At 48.0% G+C, this 20,615-nt stretch carries 18 protein-coding genes and 1 rRNA gene; 1 reads left to right on the top strand and 18 read right to left on the bottom strand.

Annotation, left to right across the window (positions count from 1 at the left end):
• The 4 genes from NR121_RS24020 to NR121_RS24005 form a co-directional block, all read right to left on the bottom strand.
• Positions 1 to 132: ribosomal RNA gene (locus tag NR121_RS24020) — 16S ribosomal RNA — on the bottom strand; the annotation flags it as partial.
• Between the two features lie 376 nt (positions 133 to 508).
• Complete coding sequence (locus tag NR121_RS24015; protein ID WP_054819591.1) at positions 509 to 1,282, bottom strand: thiazole synthase; 774 nt, start codon at positions 1,280 to 1,282, stop codon at positions 509 to 511.
• Positions 1,283 to 1,314: 32 nt separating this feature from the next.
• The gene (gene thiS / locus NR121_RS24010; protein WP_054819590.1) at positions 1,315 to 1,515 is read right to left on the bottom strand and encodes a sulfur carrier protein ThiS; all 201 of its coding nucleotides are present in this window, start codon (positions 1,513 to 1,515) and stop codon (positions 1,315 to 1,317) included.
• A 244-nt stretch (positions 1,516 to 1,759) separates the two neighbouring features.
• A complete protein-coding gene (locus tag NR121_RS24005) occupies positions 1,760 to 2,644 on the bottom strand; it encodes a nucleotidyltransferase-like protein (protein ID WP_256832046.1) in 885 nt (294 codons plus the stop codon).
• Positions 2,645 to 2,780: 136 nt separating this feature from the next.
• On the opposite strand from NR121_RS24005, the gene NR121_RS24000 reads away from it, so the two are divergent.
• A complete protein-coding gene (locus NR121_RS24000; RefSeq protein WP_054819589.1) occupies positions 2,781 to 3,173 on the top strand; it encodes a DUF2614 family zinc ribbon-containing protein in 393 nt (130 codons plus the stop codon).
• 75 nt (positions 3,174 to 3,248) lie between these two features.
• Here the strand turns inward: NR121_RS24000 and NR121_RS23995 are convergent, their stop codons facing one another.
• From NR121_RS23995 to NR121_RS23930, 14 genes are all read right to left on the bottom strand, one after another.
• Positions 3,249 to 4,964: a glycosyl hydrolase family 18 protein gene (locus NR121_RS23995; protein ID WP_256832045.1), complete on the bottom strand. Its 1,716-nt coding sequence runs from the start codon at positions 4,962 to 4,964 to the stop codon at positions 3,249 to 3,251.
• A gap of 104 nt (positions 4,965 to 5,068) precedes the next feature.
• Positions 5,069 to 5,500, bottom strand: a complete 432-nt coding sequence (locus NR121_RS23990) for a Fur family transcriptional regulator (RefSeq protein WP_256832044.1) — start codon at positions 5,498 to 5,500, stop codon at positions 5,069 to 5,071.
• 63 nt (positions 5,501 to 5,563) lie between these two features.
• On the bottom strand, positions 5,564 to 6,808 hold the full coding sequence (locus NR121_RS23985) for a DUF4097 family beta strand repeat-containing protein (RefSeq protein WP_137671255.1): 1,245 nt from the start codon (positions 6,806 to 6,808) through the stop codon (positions 5,564 to 5,566).
• A gap of 12 nt (positions 6,809 to 6,820) precedes the next feature.
• Positions 6,821 to 7,471: a hypothetical protein gene (locus tag NR121_RS23980; RefSeq protein WP_054819586.1), complete on the bottom strand. Its 651-nt coding sequence runs from the start codon at positions 7,469 to 7,471 to the stop codon at positions 6,821 to 6,823.
• A gap of 13 nt (positions 7,472 to 7,484) precedes the next feature.
• Positions 7,485 to 7,952: an anti-sigma factor gene (locus tag NR121_RS23975; protein WP_054819585.1), complete on the bottom strand. Its 468-nt coding sequence runs from the start codon at positions 7,950 to 7,952 to the stop codon at positions 7,485 to 7,487.
• On the bottom strand, positions 7,903 to 8,088 hold the full coding sequence (locus NR121_RS23970) for a sigma factor-like helix-turn-helix DNA-binding protein (protein ID WP_256832043.1): 186 nt from the start codon (positions 8,086 to 8,088) through the stop codon (positions 7,903 to 7,905). The genes NR121_RS23975 and NR121_RS23970 overlap by 50 nt, the downstream gene beginning before the upstream one ends.
• The gene (locus NR121_RS23965; RefSeq protein WP_256832042.1) at positions 8,012 to 8,509 is read right to left on the bottom strand and encodes an RNA polymerase sigma factor; all 498 of its coding nucleotides are present in this window, start codon (positions 8,507 to 8,509) and stop codon (positions 8,012 to 8,014) included. Before NR121_RS23965 ends, NR121_RS23970 begins: the two co-directional genes overlap by 77 nt.
• Before the next feature lie 76 nt (positions 8,510 to 8,585).
• Positions 8,586 to 9,278: an MgtC/SapB family protein gene (locus NR121_RS23960; protein ID WP_062409659.1), complete on the bottom strand. Its 693-nt coding sequence runs from the start codon at positions 9,276 to 9,278 to the stop codon at positions 8,586 to 8,588.
• 213 nt (positions 9,279 to 9,491) lie between these two features.
• The gene (locus tag NR121_RS23955; protein WP_054819583.1) at positions 9,492 to 9,944 is read right to left on the bottom strand and encodes a GNAT family N-acetyltransferase; all 453 of its coding nucleotides are present in this window, start codon (positions 9,942 to 9,944) and stop codon (positions 9,492 to 9,494) included.
• A gap of 103 nt (positions 9,945 to 10,047) precedes the next feature.
• Positions 10,048 to 11,496: an Asp-tRNA(Asn)/Glu-tRNA(Gln) amidotransferase subunit GatB gene (gatB, locus tag NR121_RS23950; protein ID WP_054819582.1), complete on the bottom strand. Its 1,449-nt coding sequence runs from the start codon at positions 11,494 to 11,496 to the stop codon at positions 10,048 to 10,050.
• 19 nt (positions 11,497 to 11,515) lie between these two features.
• Complete coding sequence (gatA, locus tag NR121_RS23945; RefSeq protein ID WP_054819581.1) at positions 11,516 to 12,973, bottom strand: Asp-tRNA(Asn)/Glu-tRNA(Gln) amidotransferase subunit GatA; 1,458 nt, start codon at positions 12,971 to 12,973, stop codon at positions 11,516 to 11,518.
• A gap of 28 nt (positions 12,974 to 13,001) precedes the next feature.
• Complete coding sequence (gatC, locus tag NR121_RS23940) at positions 13,002 to 13,289, bottom strand: Asp-tRNA(Asn)/Glu-tRNA(Gln) amidotransferase subunit GatC (protein ID WP_062409663.1); 288 nt, start codon at positions 13,287 to 13,289, stop codon at positions 13,002 to 13,004.
• Between the two features lie 227 nt (positions 13,290 to 13,516).
• Positions 13,517 to 13,894, bottom strand: a complete 378-nt coding sequence (locus NR121_RS23935) for a hypothetical protein (RefSeq protein WP_054819580.1) — start codon at positions 13,892 to 13,894, stop codon at positions 13,517 to 13,519.
• A 315-nt stretch (positions 13,895 to 14,209) separates the two neighbouring features.
• Positions 14,210 to 20,590: a glycoside hydrolase family 78 protein gene (locus NR121_RS23930; RefSeq protein ID WP_256832041.1), complete on the bottom strand. Its 6,381-nt coding sequence runs from the start codon at positions 20,588 to 20,590 to the stop codon at positions 14,210 to 14,212.
• Positions 20,591 to 20,615: the final 25 nt, after the last annotated feature.

The raw sequence follows: 20,615 nt of genomic DNA, 5'->3' as shown, positions 1-20,615 counted from the left end.
GTTGCCTACGTGTTACTCACCCGTCCGCCGCTCCAGGGGAGCTCCCCTAAGGGAGCACCCCTAGCGCTCGACTTGCATGTATTAGGCACGCCGCCAGCGTTCGTCCTGAGCCAGGATCAAACTCTCCATGAAAGAAAAGCTGATTAGCTCATACATCTACTACTGGCGAGAATCTCTCGATTCTCTATCTTTACACTCACTCGTTGTTCAGTTTTCAAAGGGCAATTTTACTGCTAAAACCTTGCTGTACAAGGATTTTTCAACTTTGTCGCTTGTTGTCACCTCGTTTAGCGGCGACTTTTATAATATACCATATTCGCCTATCTCAATGCAAGCATTTTTTTTAAAAACATTTATTTCTATTCTTCATCGAGAGGCTTCATCACGGTAAGCCGTTTGAAGCGGCGAAAATTAATTTAACATATCCCCAATTTGAAAGTCAAGCGTCCGGAACAAAAAAATAAAGGAGCTCTGCTGTACCTTAGGGCCAAAGAGCTCCTGCTTTCCATTATTCAATCATACCTTCAACCGGACTGCTCGCGGAGGCATACCGTTTCTTAGGGATCCGGCCGGCAATAAAGCCCTTGCGTCCCGCCTCGACAGCCAGTTTAAACGCTTCAGCCATCAGAACCGGATCACCCGCTCCGGCCACTGCCGTATTCAGTAGAACGCCGTCTGCTCCAAGCTCCATCGCCAAAGCGGCATCGGCAGGTCCGCCAATTCCAGCATCAACGATAATCGGCACCTTCGCTTCTTCCAAAATAAATCGCAAATTATTCGGGTTTACGATACCTTGACCGGAGCCGATCGGCGAAGCGCCCGGCATCACCGCCGCAGCTCCCGCTTCCTGCAGCTTGCGCGCAAGTATCGGATCGTCTGAAGTATAAGGAAGTACAATAAAGCCTTCATCCACCAATATTTTGGTCGCTTCAAGGGTGCCGACCGGATCCGGCAGCAGGGTTCTTGGATCACCGATCACTTCAACTTTGATCATATCGCACAATCCGGAGGCTTTCGCGAGACGGGCAATCCGCACCGCTTCTTCTACCGTATAGGCACCGGCTGTATTAGGCAGTAGGGTAAACTTTTTCAAATCCAAGGTTTCAAGAAAGTTAGGTGCATCCGGGTTATCGATCGGCAATCTGCGAATGGCAAACGTCAGTACCTCCGCCTCCGAGACACGAACAGCTTGTTCCTGAATTTTCAGATCCGTAAATTTCCCCGTACCCAAAAGCAACCGGGATTTAAATTCATAAGGACCAATTTTCAACGTTTCACTCATGTTCATTATCTCCTTCATTGTACAAAAATATGTTAACCTCCGCCGACAAAATGGACGATCTCCACCCGGTCGCCATCATTCAGACGCGTCTCGTTATATGTGCCGCGTTCAATTATTTCCTTGTTCAATTCCACTACCAATATTTTGTTCTCCAGTTTGAACGCCGCCAGCATTTCCGCTACCGTAGAAACGTTGTCCATTTCTCTTGGCTCCCCGTTCACGATGAGTCTCATCCGTTCACCTCCTCTAAATCCGTACATAAAAAAAGCCAACCCAGAGCAGGTCGACTTGATGAGCAAATGCCTTACAACAAATCCGTAAACATTCGTCCACTTCCCTACGCTGGTATGATCCAGTTGCCGTCCGCGTTCTGCGGACTGCCGTAATCAGGTTCCAAGGGTCAAAGAATTCGCTTCTTTATCTCAGCCCCGCTTGCATGAAGGCTCCCCTAGTGGCTATTCAATTGTTGACATTATATCACAAACTTTGGTTCTTGACACCTTTATAACGAAGCTCAAGCACGGAGAATTCAGAGTCGATCGTAAAGATCACCTCTTTGGCCAGCGATTTTTTGACCAGCTTGCTCACCAGCAGCGGAAGCTCCGCTTTCACATCTGCCAGCTTCGGAACCTGCTGCAGTTCCTGCAGGCTCCAGGCTTCCTCTCTGCTCGCAAGCAAATCGATAAGCAGCTTGCAGCAGTTCTCCATCTTCGACATCACGGAAAATTCACAAGCCAGCAAAACCAGCTGCACTCGCTGTTTTAACGTTTCCCTGCTTAAGGTGAGCTCCTCGTACAATTTATAAATCCCGGGATTAATCGTTTTCACTTGACGCCATACGGTAACCTCGGGATGGCTTCCCGATTCAATAATGACAATCCGCGCCCAGTGGCGCAGCGCTTCAAGAATATTGTTGTAAGCGTCCAGAAAATGCTCGTTTAATATATATTCTTTACTCTGCAGGTAGCACCGCAAAAACTTGGAGAATTCAATAAGAAGCTTGCGCTCCCGCAGCTCAACCGGGAATTCAAGTATCTTATGACGCAAGCTCTCCATATACGTATTCCGATCCAAAAGTATCTCCCCTTTTAAGATCCAATAAATCAAGTTGCTGTGTTCTGCATGCAGGATCCGCTGCTCCAACGCATCAGGACTGATCCACCTTTCTTGTATACGTAGGTTGTCTTTTATATAATGAATTTGTTGATAAGTTCGTTTATTGTCATGACTGACGACAAGAAGCAGAATATCGAATCCGTCCGTCACGGAAGAGAACATCGAAGGGCTATCGACTGCCGACACACTGATGACAGCTTCATCCTGCCGGAGTTTTTCAACCCAATATTGTTTTACTGATTCCATCAAGGAAGCCTCCTGACTTTGAGCGCAAGAATCAAATAATGCAATATTTATGATTATTTCTACATTCAAATTCAGTTTCCTGCCAAGGTTTTGTGTCAAAATTCACATAATTATTCCTATGAAAGAAGTGACGTTAATGAGGTTCAAGTCAAGTAAAGTAAATGAATTCCGGTTATGGGGGCTCCTTCTGACGATGGGCGGGATGCTGCTCATGATTACCGGACTTGCGGGTATCGTCTTTGAATGGGGAAAAATAGGGCGCATCCTAGCGGCGACGTGCATGGTGCTTGGCGGAATTTCCATGCTGGTCAGTATGGGCGTTTATTTTACAGCAGGCATGATGTCAACAAGCGCCACGGTACTGGTATGTCCTGAATGCGGAAAGCATACCAAAATGCTGGGCAAAACCGACCGCTGTATGTACTGCAAAACCATTTTAACATTCGACCCCAAATACGCTCCGAGCGAAAATCCGGAGGAAACTACAGGTACTTCGGTCAGCCGAAGCGAAACGACATCCTCTACTTGATCGGGAGTTTGCCGGCCTCATCCCGGTAGCCGACACAAAAAAACTGGCTTCGCCGCGTTACGGCAAAGCCAGTTTTTATTGCTTTGATTCGAGCGTCGAATGAATCCAGTTCCACGCCTGCGGGTTCTCAAAGCCTCTGCGCCAGGAAGCGACTCCGGCAAGATGATATTTATTCACCAGTGCAATTCTCGCTTTAACCGAGGTCTCATCCTCGATCCAGATTTTTTTGCGCTTGCCGTCTTCCTCGTATTCGATATAGTTTTGACCGGTTTCTGCAGAAAAAACAGGAGTCAGGTTCTTCTCCTTGATGATCCGCTGCGGCCTATCCATGAACACGGCCCTTGAGCTCACGTTGGTTTTGCCGTCCTTCACTTCCTCCGTCCATTCCCTGGTATAAAAAGGAATTCCCAAAATCAGCTTTGACGGGGGGATATCCTCCTCAAGGAGCGCAACAATGGACTGTTCCACCCAAGGCAGCGATGCCACTGACCCTGCCTTCGGACTGCTTGCCCAATGCTCGTCATAAGCCATCAGCATCATGTAATCGACCGACTCCACAAGCGCTTTACGGTCGTAAAAGAGTGACCACGTCTCGCTGCTGGATATCGGCGTTACATCTATCGAGACAATAAGCCCCTGTTCATGCATAAGCGGCGTCATTTCACGGACGAATTGAACCAGGTTTTGTTTATCTTTGAGATACACGTTTTCAAAATCAATATTAATGCCATCAAGCGAGTACATCTGCGTGAAAGCGAGCAGCTGCTTGATCATGGTCATCCGTTTATCGTAAGTGGATAAGGCATCGGTCGTCCTTTTCGGGTCAAACCCATTGCTGAAGAGTGCCCAAACCCGGTATCCCCTCTCGTGGGCCCATTTGACATAGGCCGGATCGGCCAGGTTATTCAAATTGCCTTCCCCGTCTTCCAAATGAAACCAGGTGGGACTGACCACATTGACTCCCGGCATCGGAGGAATGTTGGAGGTATCCGGATTTTTGGTGACCACATGCTCCCAGGTTAAATTCACTTTTCCGCTGACCGGCTGCTTGGGAACGAATTCGGCGACAGGCTTCTTTTGGGGAATGGTCTCCTCCTGATCGGCAACCAGCTGCTCCTTGCGAATATACCCCATATAACCGCTGGTTAGCTGAACACGCAGCCACTGTTCATGCTCATCCCATACCATCACCTTCTCTCCCTGCTTCACGTCAGCTAAAATGATCGCTTTAATCGAGGGATCCCGACGCATGGGAATCGTTCGGTCCGGCTTGCCGGGATATGAAACTGCCTGATACCAACGCACGGTATCGCCTGCTTTGAACATCAGCACCGCACCGGTCTCTTCGGACTCGCGCAGTTCGATCTCATACAGGTCTTTTAGCGGATCAATGGGAAGGTACACCTTGTCGTCCTTTTTTTCCAACGGAAAACGGAGTTTGAACGGTTTCTCATTCATCATTCCCGTCAGTTCGCTTGTCCGCAGTCGAACTACCTTATCTTGAGTGGTTATAATAGTCGATTCGGATGATTCCTCATAAATCAGAGACGGATCGATGTGTTCTTTCACAATGTCCAAAGGGAGTTTTAAACTTTCTTTAGACCCGATGGCCGGATCATTAAGCATGGTCCCTTGATAAAACACCGGTTTCGGATTCCCTTCAAAGCCCGGTTCTTCATGCTTGGAGCTCGGCACATAGACCGACCAATAATAAAGTCCGAAAACCATGCCGCACATAACGGCAATCGTCATAAGCAGCAGGGGCTTTCTACGTTTTTTCCCACGACGCATGGCTTCACTCCCGTATCCACAATGTTGAGATAAAAAGAAAAGACGTATTCGAGCGCCAACAGGCGGAACGAACACGTCCATTATACCTTAAATCTATCAATCTATCATGTGGATTGCATCGCGCAATCGGAACATATGCCGTACACTTCAACACGGTGACTCTTCACGTGAAAACCCGTCAATTCTCCCGCCGCCTGTTCCAAATCGTTCAAAGGCTTATAAGCAAAATCAACCAGTTTGCCGCACCGCTCGCAGAGCGCATGGTAATGATCGGACAAATTCGCATCAAACCGGCTGGAATGATCGCCGTACGTCAACTCCCGAACCAATCCGGCCTCAATAAACACTTTAAGGTTATTGTATACGGTGGCAACGCTCATGCTGGGAAAACGCGGCGACAGCGCCTTATAAATTTCATCCGCCGTTGGGTGAATTATCGTATCAAGCAAATAGGATAAAATGGCATGCCGCTGCGGAGTCATTCGAACGCCCATCGTCTTGAGTTTGTTTAACGCTTGTTCTAAACCAAGGTTCATGGTGTGCACCGCCCGCTCAAAGAAAATACATCACTTTATTCTACTCGCATGCCGAGTAAATTGTCAATTCATCATTTGGATAGACAGAGAGTCATTCGTCTCCAGCCGGATCCGATGCTGCCCTCCGCCGATGGTTCCGGTAACCGTATCTCTTTGTACTATCAGCGGAAGATTGGTCTGAATACCATCTTCGCTGCCTTTTCCTTCAACCCGATAGTCCCCGGCAGACGGAAGCTTTACGTCAATCTTCCCATTCGATGTCTTGACATCCCAATCTCCATCCACCGTTCGGCTTGAAATGTCGACGGATCCGTTGCTTGTATGTGCCTTAACTTCTTTTAGCACACCATCAATCACAATGGCTCCATTGGAGGTCTCCGTTTGAATCGTCCCCGATGCATTCATCGCACGAATTTCTCCGTTGGTAGACTCTATCACTGCATCACCTTGATGGTTGTTGACTTCAACCCGTCCGTTTGAGGTTTTCAGATTCAAGCTGCCTTGTGTGTGCGCTGCCAGAATCCGGCCGTTAGACGTGGTGAAGCGCAAATCGCCATTCAATTCAGATACCTGAATTTCTCCGTTTGTAGTTTTCCCGGTAAACCGTTCTTTTATTGGAAGTCTTGCAGCATTGATTTTACCATTCTCCAGCTTCATATCCAGATTGACCTTCTGTTTCTCCGGCAGGGTGACCACCAGATCCATCCGCGGCTTCCGGCTGCCGAAAAAGGATCCCGGATACTCCTTGGCAACTGCCTGAATATCAAGCGTGCCGTCGCTTTCATCAAATTCCAGCCTGGACTCATCTGCAATCGGCTTGGCTTCGTTTTCATTGTCTGCCTTCACGATGACAGTAAGCTCCACCTGCACTTGATCAACCTGACCCGATTGTACGACAACGTTACCCGACAGGTTACCGATTCGTATGGTTTCCGTATCAGAAGAAAGCGGAATCAACGTCACGTCTTTATCAAACCGGTACCCTTCGGAAGTTATGGATTCAATGGCTTGCGAAAAATGGAATCCGTCGAACTTTTTTAAAAAATCCGTTGTCTGTGTGCTCACAATCACCACCGCTGAGATCATGACGGCAAAGATGATGCCCCCCAAATCCAGCTTCAGTTGGCGTTCGCTGTTCCCGTATTTCATATTGAACAAAATATATTCCACGCCCAAAAAGATGAACAGCAGCGGCCACCAATCTATAAGCACCGTCGTGAAGTTCGTATTCATCCTCCTGTCCGCAATCACGGCTCCGCCGACCAGCACGAGCAGAACCGCCGCAGTAAAGCGACCTGCTTTATGCATATGTGTCTCTCCTTATTTTTTCGTCGATTCCTTAATGAACATATAGAGCCCTACGGCAATCAGGATCACTGCTCCGGTTGACGATCCCAAAAAATCAAACACATGATCAAGCCAAGCCGGTTTACCGTTCACAAGTATAAGGAGCGCCCCTGCAGCAATCAATACATAGCCGAATCCGTTCCCCCGAAGCTTTGGCTTTCTCGGCTCCTCCCCCGGGAAGAACATCCCCTCTTCGTCCCGTGCACTATGGCCAACGCCATAAGAAGAACCGGCATAGTTGACTTTGTCCGTCTGCTGCAGCGCATCAAAGATATTATAGAAATAAATGACAGGCACAAGCAGAGAGAATAAAACAATGAGCGGGATGCTTGTCGCTTTGCTTGTGGCAAAGAATACAATGGCAAAAATATCGATAATCATCAGCAGCATGATGCCCATGCCCCGCCGCATGAGACCCAAGTAGAGCTGACCCGTACCGGGGATCAAAAAGGAAAGAATTCCGGCGATCCATTTGTTTTTACGGGGCAACCGCTGATCAAAGACCGGATCATAAGGCTGCCGCCTGCGGGCCTGCCCGTAGCGTTCCATTCTCTCCCGTAAAAAAGCTTCTTCTTGGTCGTCTTTATGGATATTCGGATCTTTCGATTGATCCTGACCTTGCATTGGTGACTCCTCCTTAGAACAGCAAATGGCGCGAAACCTCTCCGACGGCCTGAAGGAACTGGATTGCACCGGAGCGTAGACCGGCCTCAAGCTCGCCCGCATCGAGGTTGATCAGTTTCCCTACAATGTCGGTACTAATAAATAAATAAGTTGCCGCGGTGGCGACCAGCCCGTTGATAAGTTCGGAACGCCAATACGCGCGCCGCTTCCCGCTTACAGCAGTTCGACCCGAGTCCCGTCCGGAATGAACCAATGAAGCTTCGACTTCGATCGAAGACATCACCCGGTCTGCCAGATCACTTGGAGCCTGCAGAACAGGAAGCTCCTCTAAAGCCATCTCCATGTCCAGTAAAACGGAGATTCTCCTGCGGCAGCCGGAGCACGCTTTGATATGATAACCGATTCGTCGGTCTTCCTTCGCGGAGCACCTTCTATTCAGATATCGTTGCAGCTCTTGATCGTTCGGATGCATGACAGCCATGATCCCGCACCTCCAGCCATTTTTCCTTCAACAGTGCTTTACCCCGATATAATCTCGTCTCAATGGTCTTGAGCGGCAGCCCGGTAGTCTCCGATATTTCCTGATAGGTTAACTGCTTGTAATGGTACAAATACATGAATGAGCCTGTATTTCTCAGGCAGTTCTGCGAGCAGCGTCAGTACGGTTTGCTGTTCTTCCTTTTGCAGCGCGCGGGTTTCCGGTTCTTGCTTTCGGTCGCCGAACCAGCTTTTGACTTTGTCCAACACCGCCTCGTGCGGCCTTCTGCACCGGGAGCGCAGATAATCCGTCACCATATTGACAGTAAGGCGGTAAATCCAGGTCTTCAGTTGTGACTCCCCGCGAAAGCGATCCAATGAACGGTAAAGCTTGATAAATACTTCCTGCGTCAAATCCTCGGCGGTTTCGCGATGCTCAATCATGCGGTAGATCAGCGTATAAATATAGTCCTTATGGCGATCAATCAGCTCCCGATAAGCTTCATGATCACCCTGACGGACCTGGTCGGCCAGCTGTTCATCCGTCATGATTTCCATCATTTCACCGCCTTGCTGTTTCTTATTTCACTCTCTTAGACGCGGCGCATTCCAAAATCCCTTCACTTTGCGCCAAAAATTAATCGCATGAAACCGAGTTCACTCCATCCAAGCTCATCAGTTCCTCCACCGTTTGGGCAACCTTTACATTCTTGGCTAAGCGAAGCATTAAAGTAATCTGAAGCCGATTCCCATTCTCCATGGGAATTTCTTCCACCGAAAGCTTTTGAATGACGTTGCCTTGCTTGCTCAGCATAGTAACAACTCGGCCGAGAAGACTTGGACTATCGGTAGCCTCCAGCTTAAAAAAAAGCGTTTTTTTCGTGTGAAAATATTTTTGCTCGACGAGGTTTAGTAAAAAAAGACTGACCAAAGCCAGCGCACAAGTCAGAACCGAGGCATAATAAAATCCTGCGCCGACGGCAAGGCCAATGGCCGCGACAACCCACAAGGAAGCCGCCGTTGTAAGCCCCGTGATAGACTTACCGGTGAAAAGAATCGTTCCCGCTCCTAAAAATCCGATGCCGCTGATCACCTGTGCCGCGAGCCGGGCAGGATCCAACCGGACATTATCCAGCTTGGCGAATTCAGCAAACCCATACATCGACAACAGCATGATCAGCGTAGACCCAAGGCATACGAGAATATGAGTGCGCAGCCCGGCTGCACGATTATTTTGCTCCCGTTCGAATCCGATGACTCCACCTAACAATAAGGCCAGCAGTAAACGAAGCGTAATATGCAGCGTGTCAATTGTCCACGGATCATTCATAAACCGTCGCCTCCCGATCAATGATAAAGATTAATGAAGATTATTGTAACACGGAAAGGTTCGTTACTGGAGACTTTGCAAAAAAAAATGCCGGGTGCCTCTATATGCTATATTTCCCTATAAAAAGCAAAAAAAAGGCCGAAACAGGCCTTATCTGTTGGTTCCCCTATCGGGCGGCACGAACGGATCGTGAAAAACCGTAAACTGCCGCGATTATAACACTTTCTGGAATTTCGTTAATGTAATCCCCGGCGCCACCAACTGCATCTGAAGCGGCTGGTATCCATGTTTATCATACAATTGAACGGCAGGAATATTGTTCGTCCCCGTATATACGATAATCCTCATCCCCGGCAGCGCAAATTGCTCAAGGTGCTTCAGCAGTTTGCTTGCAATTCCGCGGCGAAAACAATCCGGATACACCATCATGCGGCTGATCGTCAATTCTCTGGCGCTCTGTTTGCATGCCGCGGCACCTCTGAGCTTTCCTTCTTCATAATAACCGAAGAACGATTCCCCGGATTCTTTTAAGCTGAGCGGGGAATCAAACAACGGAGGAATTTCCTCAAAACCGATCAGCTCCGCCTCCACCCGATAAGCGGTTAGCTGCAGGGTGAGGAACTCCAGCACTTCCTGCGTATCGTTCAGATCGATTGCACGAATCATGGATTTCGCCCCCTTTGTGCATAAAGAAAGCGGTAATGACCTCCAAAGTCCGGCACACCCAATTGCCACGCCGGACCGAGGCGCATACCACTTTGGATTTACATTATGCGTTAAGACGTTCGATAATCAGCTTGTTTACCAGACCCGGATTGGCTTTGCCCTTGGTTTCCTTCATGACTTGTCCGACCAGGAAGCCGACCGCTTTTTCTTTGCCCGCCTTATAATCGGCAACCGATTGCGGATTGTTATTCACAATCTGATCGACAACGGCTTTAATCGCCCCTTCATCACTGATCTGCACCAGACCTTGCTCTTCAACAATGGTCTGAGGGTCTTTGCCCGTTTCCAGCATAGACTTGAATACGGTTTTGGCGATTTTGCTGCTGATCGTTCCTTTTTCGATAAGCCCGATCATTTCTCCCAGACCTTTACCCGTAATTTTCACGTCGGCAAGCTCCAGGCTGTTGGCGTTCAAATATCCGAGCAGGTCGCCCATAATCCAGTTGGAAACCGCCTTGGCGTCTTTCGTGAAGTTCAAGCTCTCCTCGAAGAAATCAGCAAGCTTGATGGAAGAGGTAATGACCTCCGCGTCGTAGCTCGGCAAACCATATTCGCTGATGTAGCGTTTCTTGCGCGCATCCGGCAGTTCAGGAATCGATGCGCGGACGCGAGCCTTCCATTCCTCATCAATATACAGAGAGACCAGGTCCGGATCGGGGAAATAGCGATAGTCGTGAGCCTCCTCCTTGCTGCGCATCGTCAGCGTCTTGCCTTGGGCCTCATCCCAGCGGCGCGTCTCCTGCACGATATGGCCCCCGCTATCCAGCACGTCTGCTTGCCGCCATTCCTCGTATTCCAGACCGCGTTGAACGCCGCGGAACGAGTTCATGTTTTTGAGCTCGGTTTTCGTACCGAATTCCTTTTGCCCGAAAGGACGCAAGCTGATGTTTGCGTCGCAGCGCAGGGAACCTTCCTCCATCTTCACGTCGGAAACGTCGCAATACTGCATGATGGCCTTGATCTTCTCCAGATATGCGCGCGCTTCCTCTGGAGAACGGAGATCCGGTTCGGATACGATCTCAATCAACGGAGTGCCGACGCGGTTGTAGTCGGCAAGCGTAGCATATCCTCCGTCCACGTGCGTAAGCTTGCCCGCATCCTCCTCCAGATGGACGCGCGTAATGCCGATGCGCTTCGTCTCGCCGTTCACTTCGATCTCAATCCAGCCATGCTCGCCTATCGGCTTGTCATACTGCGAAATTTGGTAAGCTTTAGGGGAGTCAGGGTAAAAATAGTTTTTCCGGTCGAATTTACTTTCCGTTGCGATCCGGCAATTGAGCGCCATTGCTGCCTTCATGGCATATTCCACCGCCTGCTTGTTCAGTACGGGAAGCACGCCGGGATGTCCTAAACAAACCGGACAGGTATGCGTGTTCGGCGGAGCTCCAAATGAGGTGGAGCAGCCGCAGAAAATCTTGGATTTCGTGTGCAATTCCACGTGCACCTCGAGTCCGATGACGGTTTCGTATTTCTTATCGGTTGCTGCTGTCACTTAAGGTTGCTCCTTTCTATTACAGCTGCGGACGCTGCTTATGGAAGTCGGTGTGCTGCTCGTAAGCATGGGCTACGCGGAGAATCGTCGATTCATCGAGCGCTTTGCCGATAATTTGCAGACCTACCGGCAGTCCGTCCGAGAATCCGCAAGGAACGCTGATCGCTGGTATGCCGGCCAGATTGACAGGGATCGTCAGAATATCGTTCAAATACATGGTGAGCGGGTCCTCTGTCTGCGAACCGATGCGGAAAGCCGTTGTCGGCGCAGTCGGCCCGATGACCACGTCATATTTTTCAAACACTTGTTCGAAGTCGCGTTTAATCAAAGTGCGCACTTTTTGCGCCTTCAAATAGTAAGCATCGTAATAGCCGGAGCTTAATGCGTAAGTGCCGAGCATAATCCGGCGCTTTACTTCATTACCGAAGCCTTCGCTGCGGGATTTCAGATATACGTCCAGCAAATTCTTTGGATTGTCGGCGCGTACGCCATACCGCACTCCGTCGAAACGAGCCAGATTGGAGGACGCCTCCGAGGACGCCAAAAGATAATAGGCGGCAACGGCATACTCCGAATGCGGAAGGGATACTTCTTCCACGACGGCTCCCAACCCTTCTAGCACTTTCAATGCCGTCAGCACAGCATCCTTCACATTCGGATCGATTCCCTGACCAAGGTATTCCTTCGGTACAGCAATACGCAATCCCCGGACGTCACCTGTCAATGCGCTGATATAGTCGGGAATTTCCGTATTCAAGGATGTCGAATCCTTCGGATCGTGGCCTGCAATCGCTTGAAGCAGGTAAGCACTGTCCTCCACGTTTTTGGTCAGCGGCCCGATTTGGTCGAGTGAGGAAGCAAAAGCCACCAAACCATAACGGGACACCAGGCCGTATGTCGGCTTCATACCTACAATGCCGCAGTAAGCCGCCGGCTGCCGAATCGACCCGCCGGTATCCGAGCCAAGCGAGAAATACACTTCGCCGGCCGCTACCGCCGCGGCGGAACCACTGCTGGAGCCGCCCGGAACATATTCAAGATTCCAGGGGTTGTGTGTTGGATAAAAACTGGAATTCTCGCCCGAGCCTCCCATGGCAAACTCATCCATGTTCAGCTTGCCCACGGAGATTGCCTCAGCTTCCTTCAGCTTGCTCACGACGGTGGCATCATAGATCGGATTGTAATTGCTGAGAAATTGACTCGCGCAGGTCGTCGTCACGCCTTCGGTGACGATGTTATCTTTCACGCCGATAGGCAGACCGAAAAGCAGTCCGCGGGGATGCCCCTCTCCGGAATGCTCGTCCAAAGCTTTGGCCGCCTTTCGCGCGTTTTCTTCATCCAGCTTGAGAAAAGCTCTCACCTTATGATCTACTGCAGCAATTCGTTTATACGATTCGTCCACCAGATCGGTGACCGTGATTTCTTTGGCATGAAGCTTGTTATGTAATTCTTGCAGACGCAAATTAAGCAAAGACAAGCGAAAATCCTCCCTTCGTAGTCTTACGTTATTCCAATACCGCCGGCACCTTGATCTGTCCGTCTTCTTCATCCGGCGCATTCAGCAGAACCTTCTCGATCGGCAAAGAGGGCTTAACGACATCTTCGCGCATGACATTCACGAGCGGCATCGCATGGCTTGTCGGCTCAACGCCGTCCGTATCCAGCTGATTCAACTGCTCGGCATATTTCAATATGGCATTCAATTGCTCGGTGAACCGCTCCTTTTCCTGATCCCCAAGTTCAAGTCTGGCCAATGCGGCTACGTGCTCCACATCCTTGATCGTAATACTCATTTCCTGCACCTCACTCTTTAAGCAATCATTCTTTTCATTATAGCCTAGATGGATTTTGAACTCAATTGTCAGCGTATAGGACAGGCGTGTAATAGACAATATAATAGGAGATGAACGAATACGTCGTTCCGGATTCACCGGTCACTATAAGAATGAACACAAAAACGGCCAAAAAATCACCTTCCAGCCGGTGTTTTCTTGACCGTATGTTAGTGCAGTATTTGACGTTAAATCCACGCTTTCAAGTGGATTTGTTTAATAAAATCTTCGCGTGTCTGAACATCCTTGTTCGTATCGGCGACCGGCTCCTCTGAATCGCCGTTCATGATGCGGCGAAACAGTTCTTCATTCTTCGTGGCAAGCGCATAATCGATCAGCGCCTCCCGCTCCACCCGGTCAACCTCCTGCTGCAGCAGCACTTCCTCAAGCTCAACATCGGCCCCGGGTACAAAATAATGCTTATTCACCTTCGGTACGCGTACCACATAATCAAATACATTATCCGCATTACGGTCATACGCAATGATATATCCATATTCGCCGATCGGCAAATTTTGTTCAAAACTGTCGCCGACAATATAAACTTTTTGCCCTAAACGCAGCATGGACGCTCCCCCTCTTGGTCCTACCGGCCCTTGCCTCTTGATTCATGTCAAAAATCATATATGATCAATTGTTTTGATAGATTAGTAACTGCAAGATAATTCATGAATCGTTGTTTGCACTGGTGCCAGAAGCATTAATATGAATTCTATTAATTTTATCATTATTTCGTTGGCCAAGCAATGCTTGAGATTGCCTGCCTTTGATTTAATCATATCATCATCTTTTTTTGAAGAGAAGAGGTTATCTTTGCATAATTCCTTAAGCGTTAAAAAAAAGCGGAGAATTCGTTGCGAATCCTCCGCTTATTCGACCGGTTAGTGCCGGATTTGGTTCACGATGACATCATACATGCTTCCTATGATACGAACGGGTACATCCGTCGTTTGCTCCAAGCCGTTCGTCCAACGGACTTTGAACCGGAATGTGTACTCCTCTCCGTTTTGCAGCATACGAACGTGATCCGTATTCAGCAGCTGCCCTGTGAAGCGAATATCATTGCTGCCGGTAAGAGGGACGGTCTCTCCTGTTTCGATTAGCGTCGCATCCACATCGTCGGGCTTCGTTGCGCTTACACCCGTATCCGTCACCTGAGCGGCCAGCTCGAACGCTTCTCCGGCCCAAAAATCCCTCTCGCCCCTTTGCCGCTGCGGGTATTTCGCATTCCAGGCCTGACGGTAACTTTCCCACTCCGGTGTGTGGTTTACCCATCCCGTAATATCCAACGGAAGGACTACAAAGGAATACGTTTGTTGAAACATTCCTCCCCAACCATCATGAATCGTAAGTCGGAACACATAGTTACCTTCGGGTATAGGGCCATAAGTAAACACGCTTTGTTGTCCCGAAGGAACGTTATGCCACTGCCGGATGGTTGAGAATTCGCCTCCGTTAAAGCTGCTTTCAACGGTTATGGACAAAGCGTCTCCGTCAGGATCGGATGAAATAACCGTAAACGCAGGCGTATCGTGTTCATAAATTGGGCTTGCAAAAGTAAGCGTGCCGCTTGGCGCGCGGTTAATATAAAGCCATGCTTGCGGAGACCAGTCGGATGCAGCTCCGTATTGGTCCCACACCATCACGCGTACCCTGAGTTTTTGCCCTGCCGGCAGATCGCTCGTTACAGTCCAGGATGCGCTTGTGCTTGCGGTGTTTTGAACAATTTTTCCGCTATCCAGCACCATGACCGTATTTGCCTCATTAGTAATTTGAATCTGGAAATGAGTGAATAGGGTTCCCGGGTCCGGGTCTGTCTGCGACCAAGCAAGCGTAGGCCGCAGCGTATTGGCTATCGTCGGATTCGCCTGTGTTCCATAAGGATAACTCATATAAGCCTCAGGAGGACGGTTTGTCGTCATCCATCCGATATTACTCCACCCCGACCAGGCTTCCCCATCGCTGACCTGAACCTGCGCCGAATACTTCTGACCCATAAGCAAACGATTTTCCATGGTCCAGGCCCAGGAGGCTGCCGTTGTGTCCATAACCTGGTGATTCAAGCATTCGACGCAAAAACCGGCTTCATCCTTTATCATGAGGTTGAATACGGTAAAAATCGTTCCTGGATTAGCATCCGCCTGATTCCATCGTATGGTCGGCTGCAAGCTGACAGGTGTCGGATTGGCTTGGGTACCTGTAGGGAACGTAAGCGTCACTGTCGGGGGTACATTTGGCGGCGGTATGACGGTAACCGTAATGGTTTGCTCATACCAATCGCTCCATGCCCCGTATTCATCCTGAACCGCCATATATACGGTGTAAACTCCCGACTCCGTAGGTCTAACCAGTTTGGAAGCGACCGTGTTGCCGCTAGGTGTCACGTAATAAAACTTTTTGGCGTAAATCCCACTGTTGTCGGCATAAGGCGCTTGGCAGTTGCCTTTTGCATAACACCGGTCCGGATCGAAGCTGTGATCGGTCCAAGCAATGGTATTATCAGCTGCTAGGCTTAGCGTGAATTTAGATATTGGAGCCCGATGAACAATAAGCTGCTGAGTGTACCAATCTGAGTATTTTGAGTAATCCTGGAATGCTTGAGATCCGTCCGCCAGCCTGTGATTAGGGTGCGGATCATCCGGCGCCCTGTACTCGATCTTATACACTCCAACCTTATCAAAATTCAGGATAGGCGTTGTTACGGTTTGTCCGTGACGGCTGGACAATCCGCTCTTCCCGTCCCCGGTGTCCAAGAATATGGTGGTGTCCACATGGGCGTATTTCCATTGGGTCCCGTTATCATATCTTGGATCGTTTTCTGGGTCAGAAAAAGTATGCTCGTATTTAACCTCCTTGTCCACTAGAGCGTATCCATTAAGATACTTGGATGTTTGCGGTGGATAAATGGCATAGCGTATGCCCTTGAACTCAGAGTATTCCTGTAGGGAATAAGGTCCAAATGTTCCGGAAGAAAAAGTGGAATCTGTTTTATCTATAACAAGAGTCCCATTTTCGTATATCCTAAATCTGTTACCGTTCATTTTTATTTGATAATTATACCAAGCATTATTAAATGAACTTCTAGCAATTTCGGAGATCGTTGTTTTTCTTCCGTTAACAATTTTTACTAATCTCAATCTGTCTTTCATAGACTCTAGACGATACATATTTTTCGAGTCTTGAATTCTGAAAGACATTCCGTAAGGAATGTAATCCAAGTACGTGGCATTAGCTTTTTGTTCCCACTGAATAGTCGCATCAAATAAAGGAGACATGGATGGCTTCATTATTTGACCGAAACTAACATGTTCGTTAGTGTTCTGAGTTTGTGAACTACTAGGAGTGAAACTATAGACTTGCCCACACATTATATAAAGACTCTCAGATATAACAGTAAGTTGATTGTATGCATAAGTGTTACAAGATGTGTCAAAAAGAAAATTACCGGTCCTGGTTTCTTTTACTCTGCTGTATTCCAGTGATCTGCCGTTTATGTCGCCGTCGAACCCCAAATCAGTGTCTAAGTCAAAGTTTGTATTGAATCCAGCAGGTATGGTTGCCCAGTGAGATTGACCAGTTGCGACATCAAGGTATCTGTACTGTTGGCCTCCAGAAACACTACTATCGTAGGTTAGGTTATACCTAACTAAAGTTTCATCCTCATTAACACCACTTATGGTTGCACGTTCAGACCAACTCCCTGCTTGACCAATTCTGGTAATCTTTCCTGTATCACCGTCAAACTTATACATATAGTATTGTGCAGTGAAATAGATGTTTCCGCTAGGGGCCCTGAAGCTAACGCTTCCCATCGTACCGGGATGTACTTTTGGCCCACCAAAGTCCCCCGTTTCTGATGGAACGTCCGTGTAGGTCTCTACCTTGTATGGAGTTGTTAGGTTGTCAAAGGTGTAGGACTTTATTATACGATTAGTCAAGTCTATAGATTTATAGTCATAGTTGAATTTCATCAAAACTTGTAAATCAAATGGACTTGATCCATCACTGTATGTCGGGAATACCCCTGATTTATTCGTTGGTCCAAACCAACCACTAGAATTTTGCATTCTATAAGATCCAGAAGCATCTATAGATATATTTCCACCCCGCAAGGAGGCTATTTTATACCTTTTCCACTGAGTTGTAATATCGTAAGGACTTCCTTGGACCGCGAACTGATTTGAATGAAGTACTATTACCTCTCCCACATCTTCTTTTACGTGAACAGTATAGCTGGAGTCGAAAGGGAATTCTATTAACTGTATCGGTTGAGGAAGGTGGAACCCTGTTATATAAAGTCTCTGCCTTTCATACCATGACTGGTAACCACCAACCAAAAACATATTATTTCCCAAATAATAGTCGGGGGTAGAAAAGAAAGTAATACCCGGCAGACTACCATACCCTCCTGCTAGTGTTCCCGGAGAATCTGGTAATGCAAGTGATGGCATTTTATATTGTCCCGGAGATATGCTGCTTATGTTGTCGGTCCTAACTCCAGTAGATAAAGTTCCCGCAGGTGAAATCCTCCATGCGAATTTAGGAATAACATTCTTATCCAAAGTGGTGTTTATCCAGCTGTCAGTTAGGAAATCTCCGTTAGGAATCCCATTCCAGATCGCCGGTTCCGGTTCAGTAGTTTCACCACTTACCGTGAAGGATACTTCTGGACTGTCATTAATAGATTCGACAACATAATCTTTGTAAGCATCTTTTCCATAATCCTCTTTGGCATAAACACGGAAGCAATACTTCCCTACCTTATCTGGCTTAAAATCAAAAACTTCATTATTAGAAGATATAAGAGTGCTGGTCGGAGTGCAATTTCCATTGTTGTTAGCATCATAGCCATAAGTAACCCTGTACTGAACTATCGTATCCCCATCTGGGCTGTAAGAGGCATTTCGAAATTTTGCTGTTCCTACTCTCGACACTGTGGCGCTGTACTGAAAATCAATCACGGGCGGTTGGTCCGGAATGACCGTTAAATCCCATGTATCAGGCTCCAACGATTTTAGGCCGGTATTGTCATAGACATGCAATTGAATTTTTTCAGTACCGACTACAGAATAACTCTGCTTGGCGTTTATCCATTCATCCTTTGTATGGTCAATCATGCGACCTTTTACCGGTGAATAGCTTTCGCTTGAATCCCAAGGAATGGTTAATGGACGACCTACTTTAATTACCTGCTGTCCCTTTATTTTAGGTATTGGGTTTGGGGGGACTACATCCAGGTTAGCACAAGCATTAGTAGAACTAACACCATCGGCAGCGTATGCGCAAACCACTTGCATACCCAATACATCCGCGGTCATGCCTGAATAACTTTGTCTAGTGTAAGGCTTACTCCAGCTGTGTTTCCCTGGCAGCCCGCGCACCCACTCGGTGGTGTTCATAGGGTCCTCAAAATCCCAATAGAACGTAATCGGGTCGCCGTCAGGATCTTTCAGCTCCGTTACCTTTAACCCTACCGTATCTCCGACAATCGCCGTGCTGATCGGTTCACCCGCTGTATCTACGAATGTAACTCTAAGCTGCGGAGGGTTATTAGGCGGCGGCGGTCCGATTTCAAACGTCTTCGGCCCAATGGTTCTTTCGACTCCGCAGCTGTCTAATGCAATGAAGGTTACCGTAACCGTACCGCTTTTCATATTGGCCGGATACTGCTTAGTAGCATGATCAAAAGCGAACACACAGGAGTTCGTGTTACCACTTGTGTTCGGATACCAGCCATGATCTGCTGCTCCAGGAGGCGGCATGGTCAACTCCCCGCCGTTACCGGACATGTGCCATTTAAACTTACTCAGCTCACACCCTTGCGGTCTGGTTTCAACCGTAAAAAAGTTATTTTCCTTCCAAGGCAGAAAACCTTTTTGGATCGTTAATTCCCCCGTTAAAGTTCCTGGTTCTTGTGTAGGAGGAGGCGTTGTTTCACAAGTCGCTTGGGGGGTAAACGTTTTATTAGTGGTGTTATTCGATCGATTCGTATCTCCAACGGTATTACCGGAGTCTACGACCAATGAGAAGATTTTAGGCGCAGCTGTACTGAATGTATAAGAATAAGTTCCTCCCAGCAGCACACCATTGTTGGCCCCGCCTGACGCATTCTCTGTCTTCACCACTACACCATCTACTTTTAGCTGCACCGTGAACGCCGTGGAGGTGCTTACGCCAATGTTCTTGTACGAATACCTGATGGTTTGTGTGCTACCTACCGGAATACAAGCATTATCGACTTTGATTTCCTGAGCGGCGAGGTCGGGGGTGGCTGGTATTTCATAAGTAATCTCAACCTTCCCCATGCTGTAAATGTAGGTCTTTGCTTGCCAATCTGTATTGACTTCCATTACATAGTTATTGAGTTGGCCGTATCCTGTATTTTTGCTTTCAATTATACAATCTTTTGGATCGCCTACAGGTACAGGGTCATTCTCATTATAAAGACAAACCGTATCTAATATCCGTCGAACGGCAATTTGATTTGATCCGTTAATGTATCCCCAAGAAAATGGTTCAGTACCTATATACTTTTCAGAGGCACCTGTTAACCGAATGCTGCTTGGATCAACAAGTGGAACCGGATCATTGGGTCTTGAGTTACCTTCAGTTGGTTGAGTTTTATAAAATACAGATGGTGGAGGGACATTGTAAGCCCTTGTCACGGCAGCTCCATTCATATTCCAGTTTGGTGCAATATCCCCCATATCTTTGGGCGGATTACCAAACAGATACCTTAGATCGTTACCTTCCTTATTCGTTCCATTATATGCCGTTGGCGTTGGACTGGCCGTTGAGGAGTTTGGTTGCCTTATATAACCCTCACTAGGAATAATCCCCGGCTTTTGTGTAATGCCTCCAGAAGCTGCATCGTTCGGAACAAATTGATAAATACTTGTGTTTGCTCCCTTATGTTCCCACCGTTTTCCATCAGGTAAACGATAAATTTGATGGCCCGGATTTGTTTCTGCCATGCCATAAACCGTTAGCTCATTTCCATTTACATTAATAGTAACGGTATTGCCGCTACTGGATCGATTTGCAGTTTGACCAGGTCCTACGGTGATTTTCACATCTTTTACTGTTCCGTCAATATAAGGTGTAAGATCAATGTTTTTTGACCATGTATTGTTGGCAGAATAATGTTCACCGCTGACCGGCTGATCCCTTAACGTGCCCGATTGGAAATCGATATACATCGTTTTCGATTCGGCTGCGAATGCAACGCGGTAATCAATGAAGGGTAGTATTAATTGTGCCAAAAAGACAACTACCATTAGCCATGAA

This window comes from Paenibacillus sp. Pae15 (assembly GCF_024519685.1).
Lineage (GTDB): Bacteria > Bacillota > Bacilli > Paenibacillales > NBRC-103111 > Paenibacillus_G > Paenibacillus_G naphthalenovorans.
This window is presented reverse-complemented; position numbering and strand designations above follow the sequence as displayed.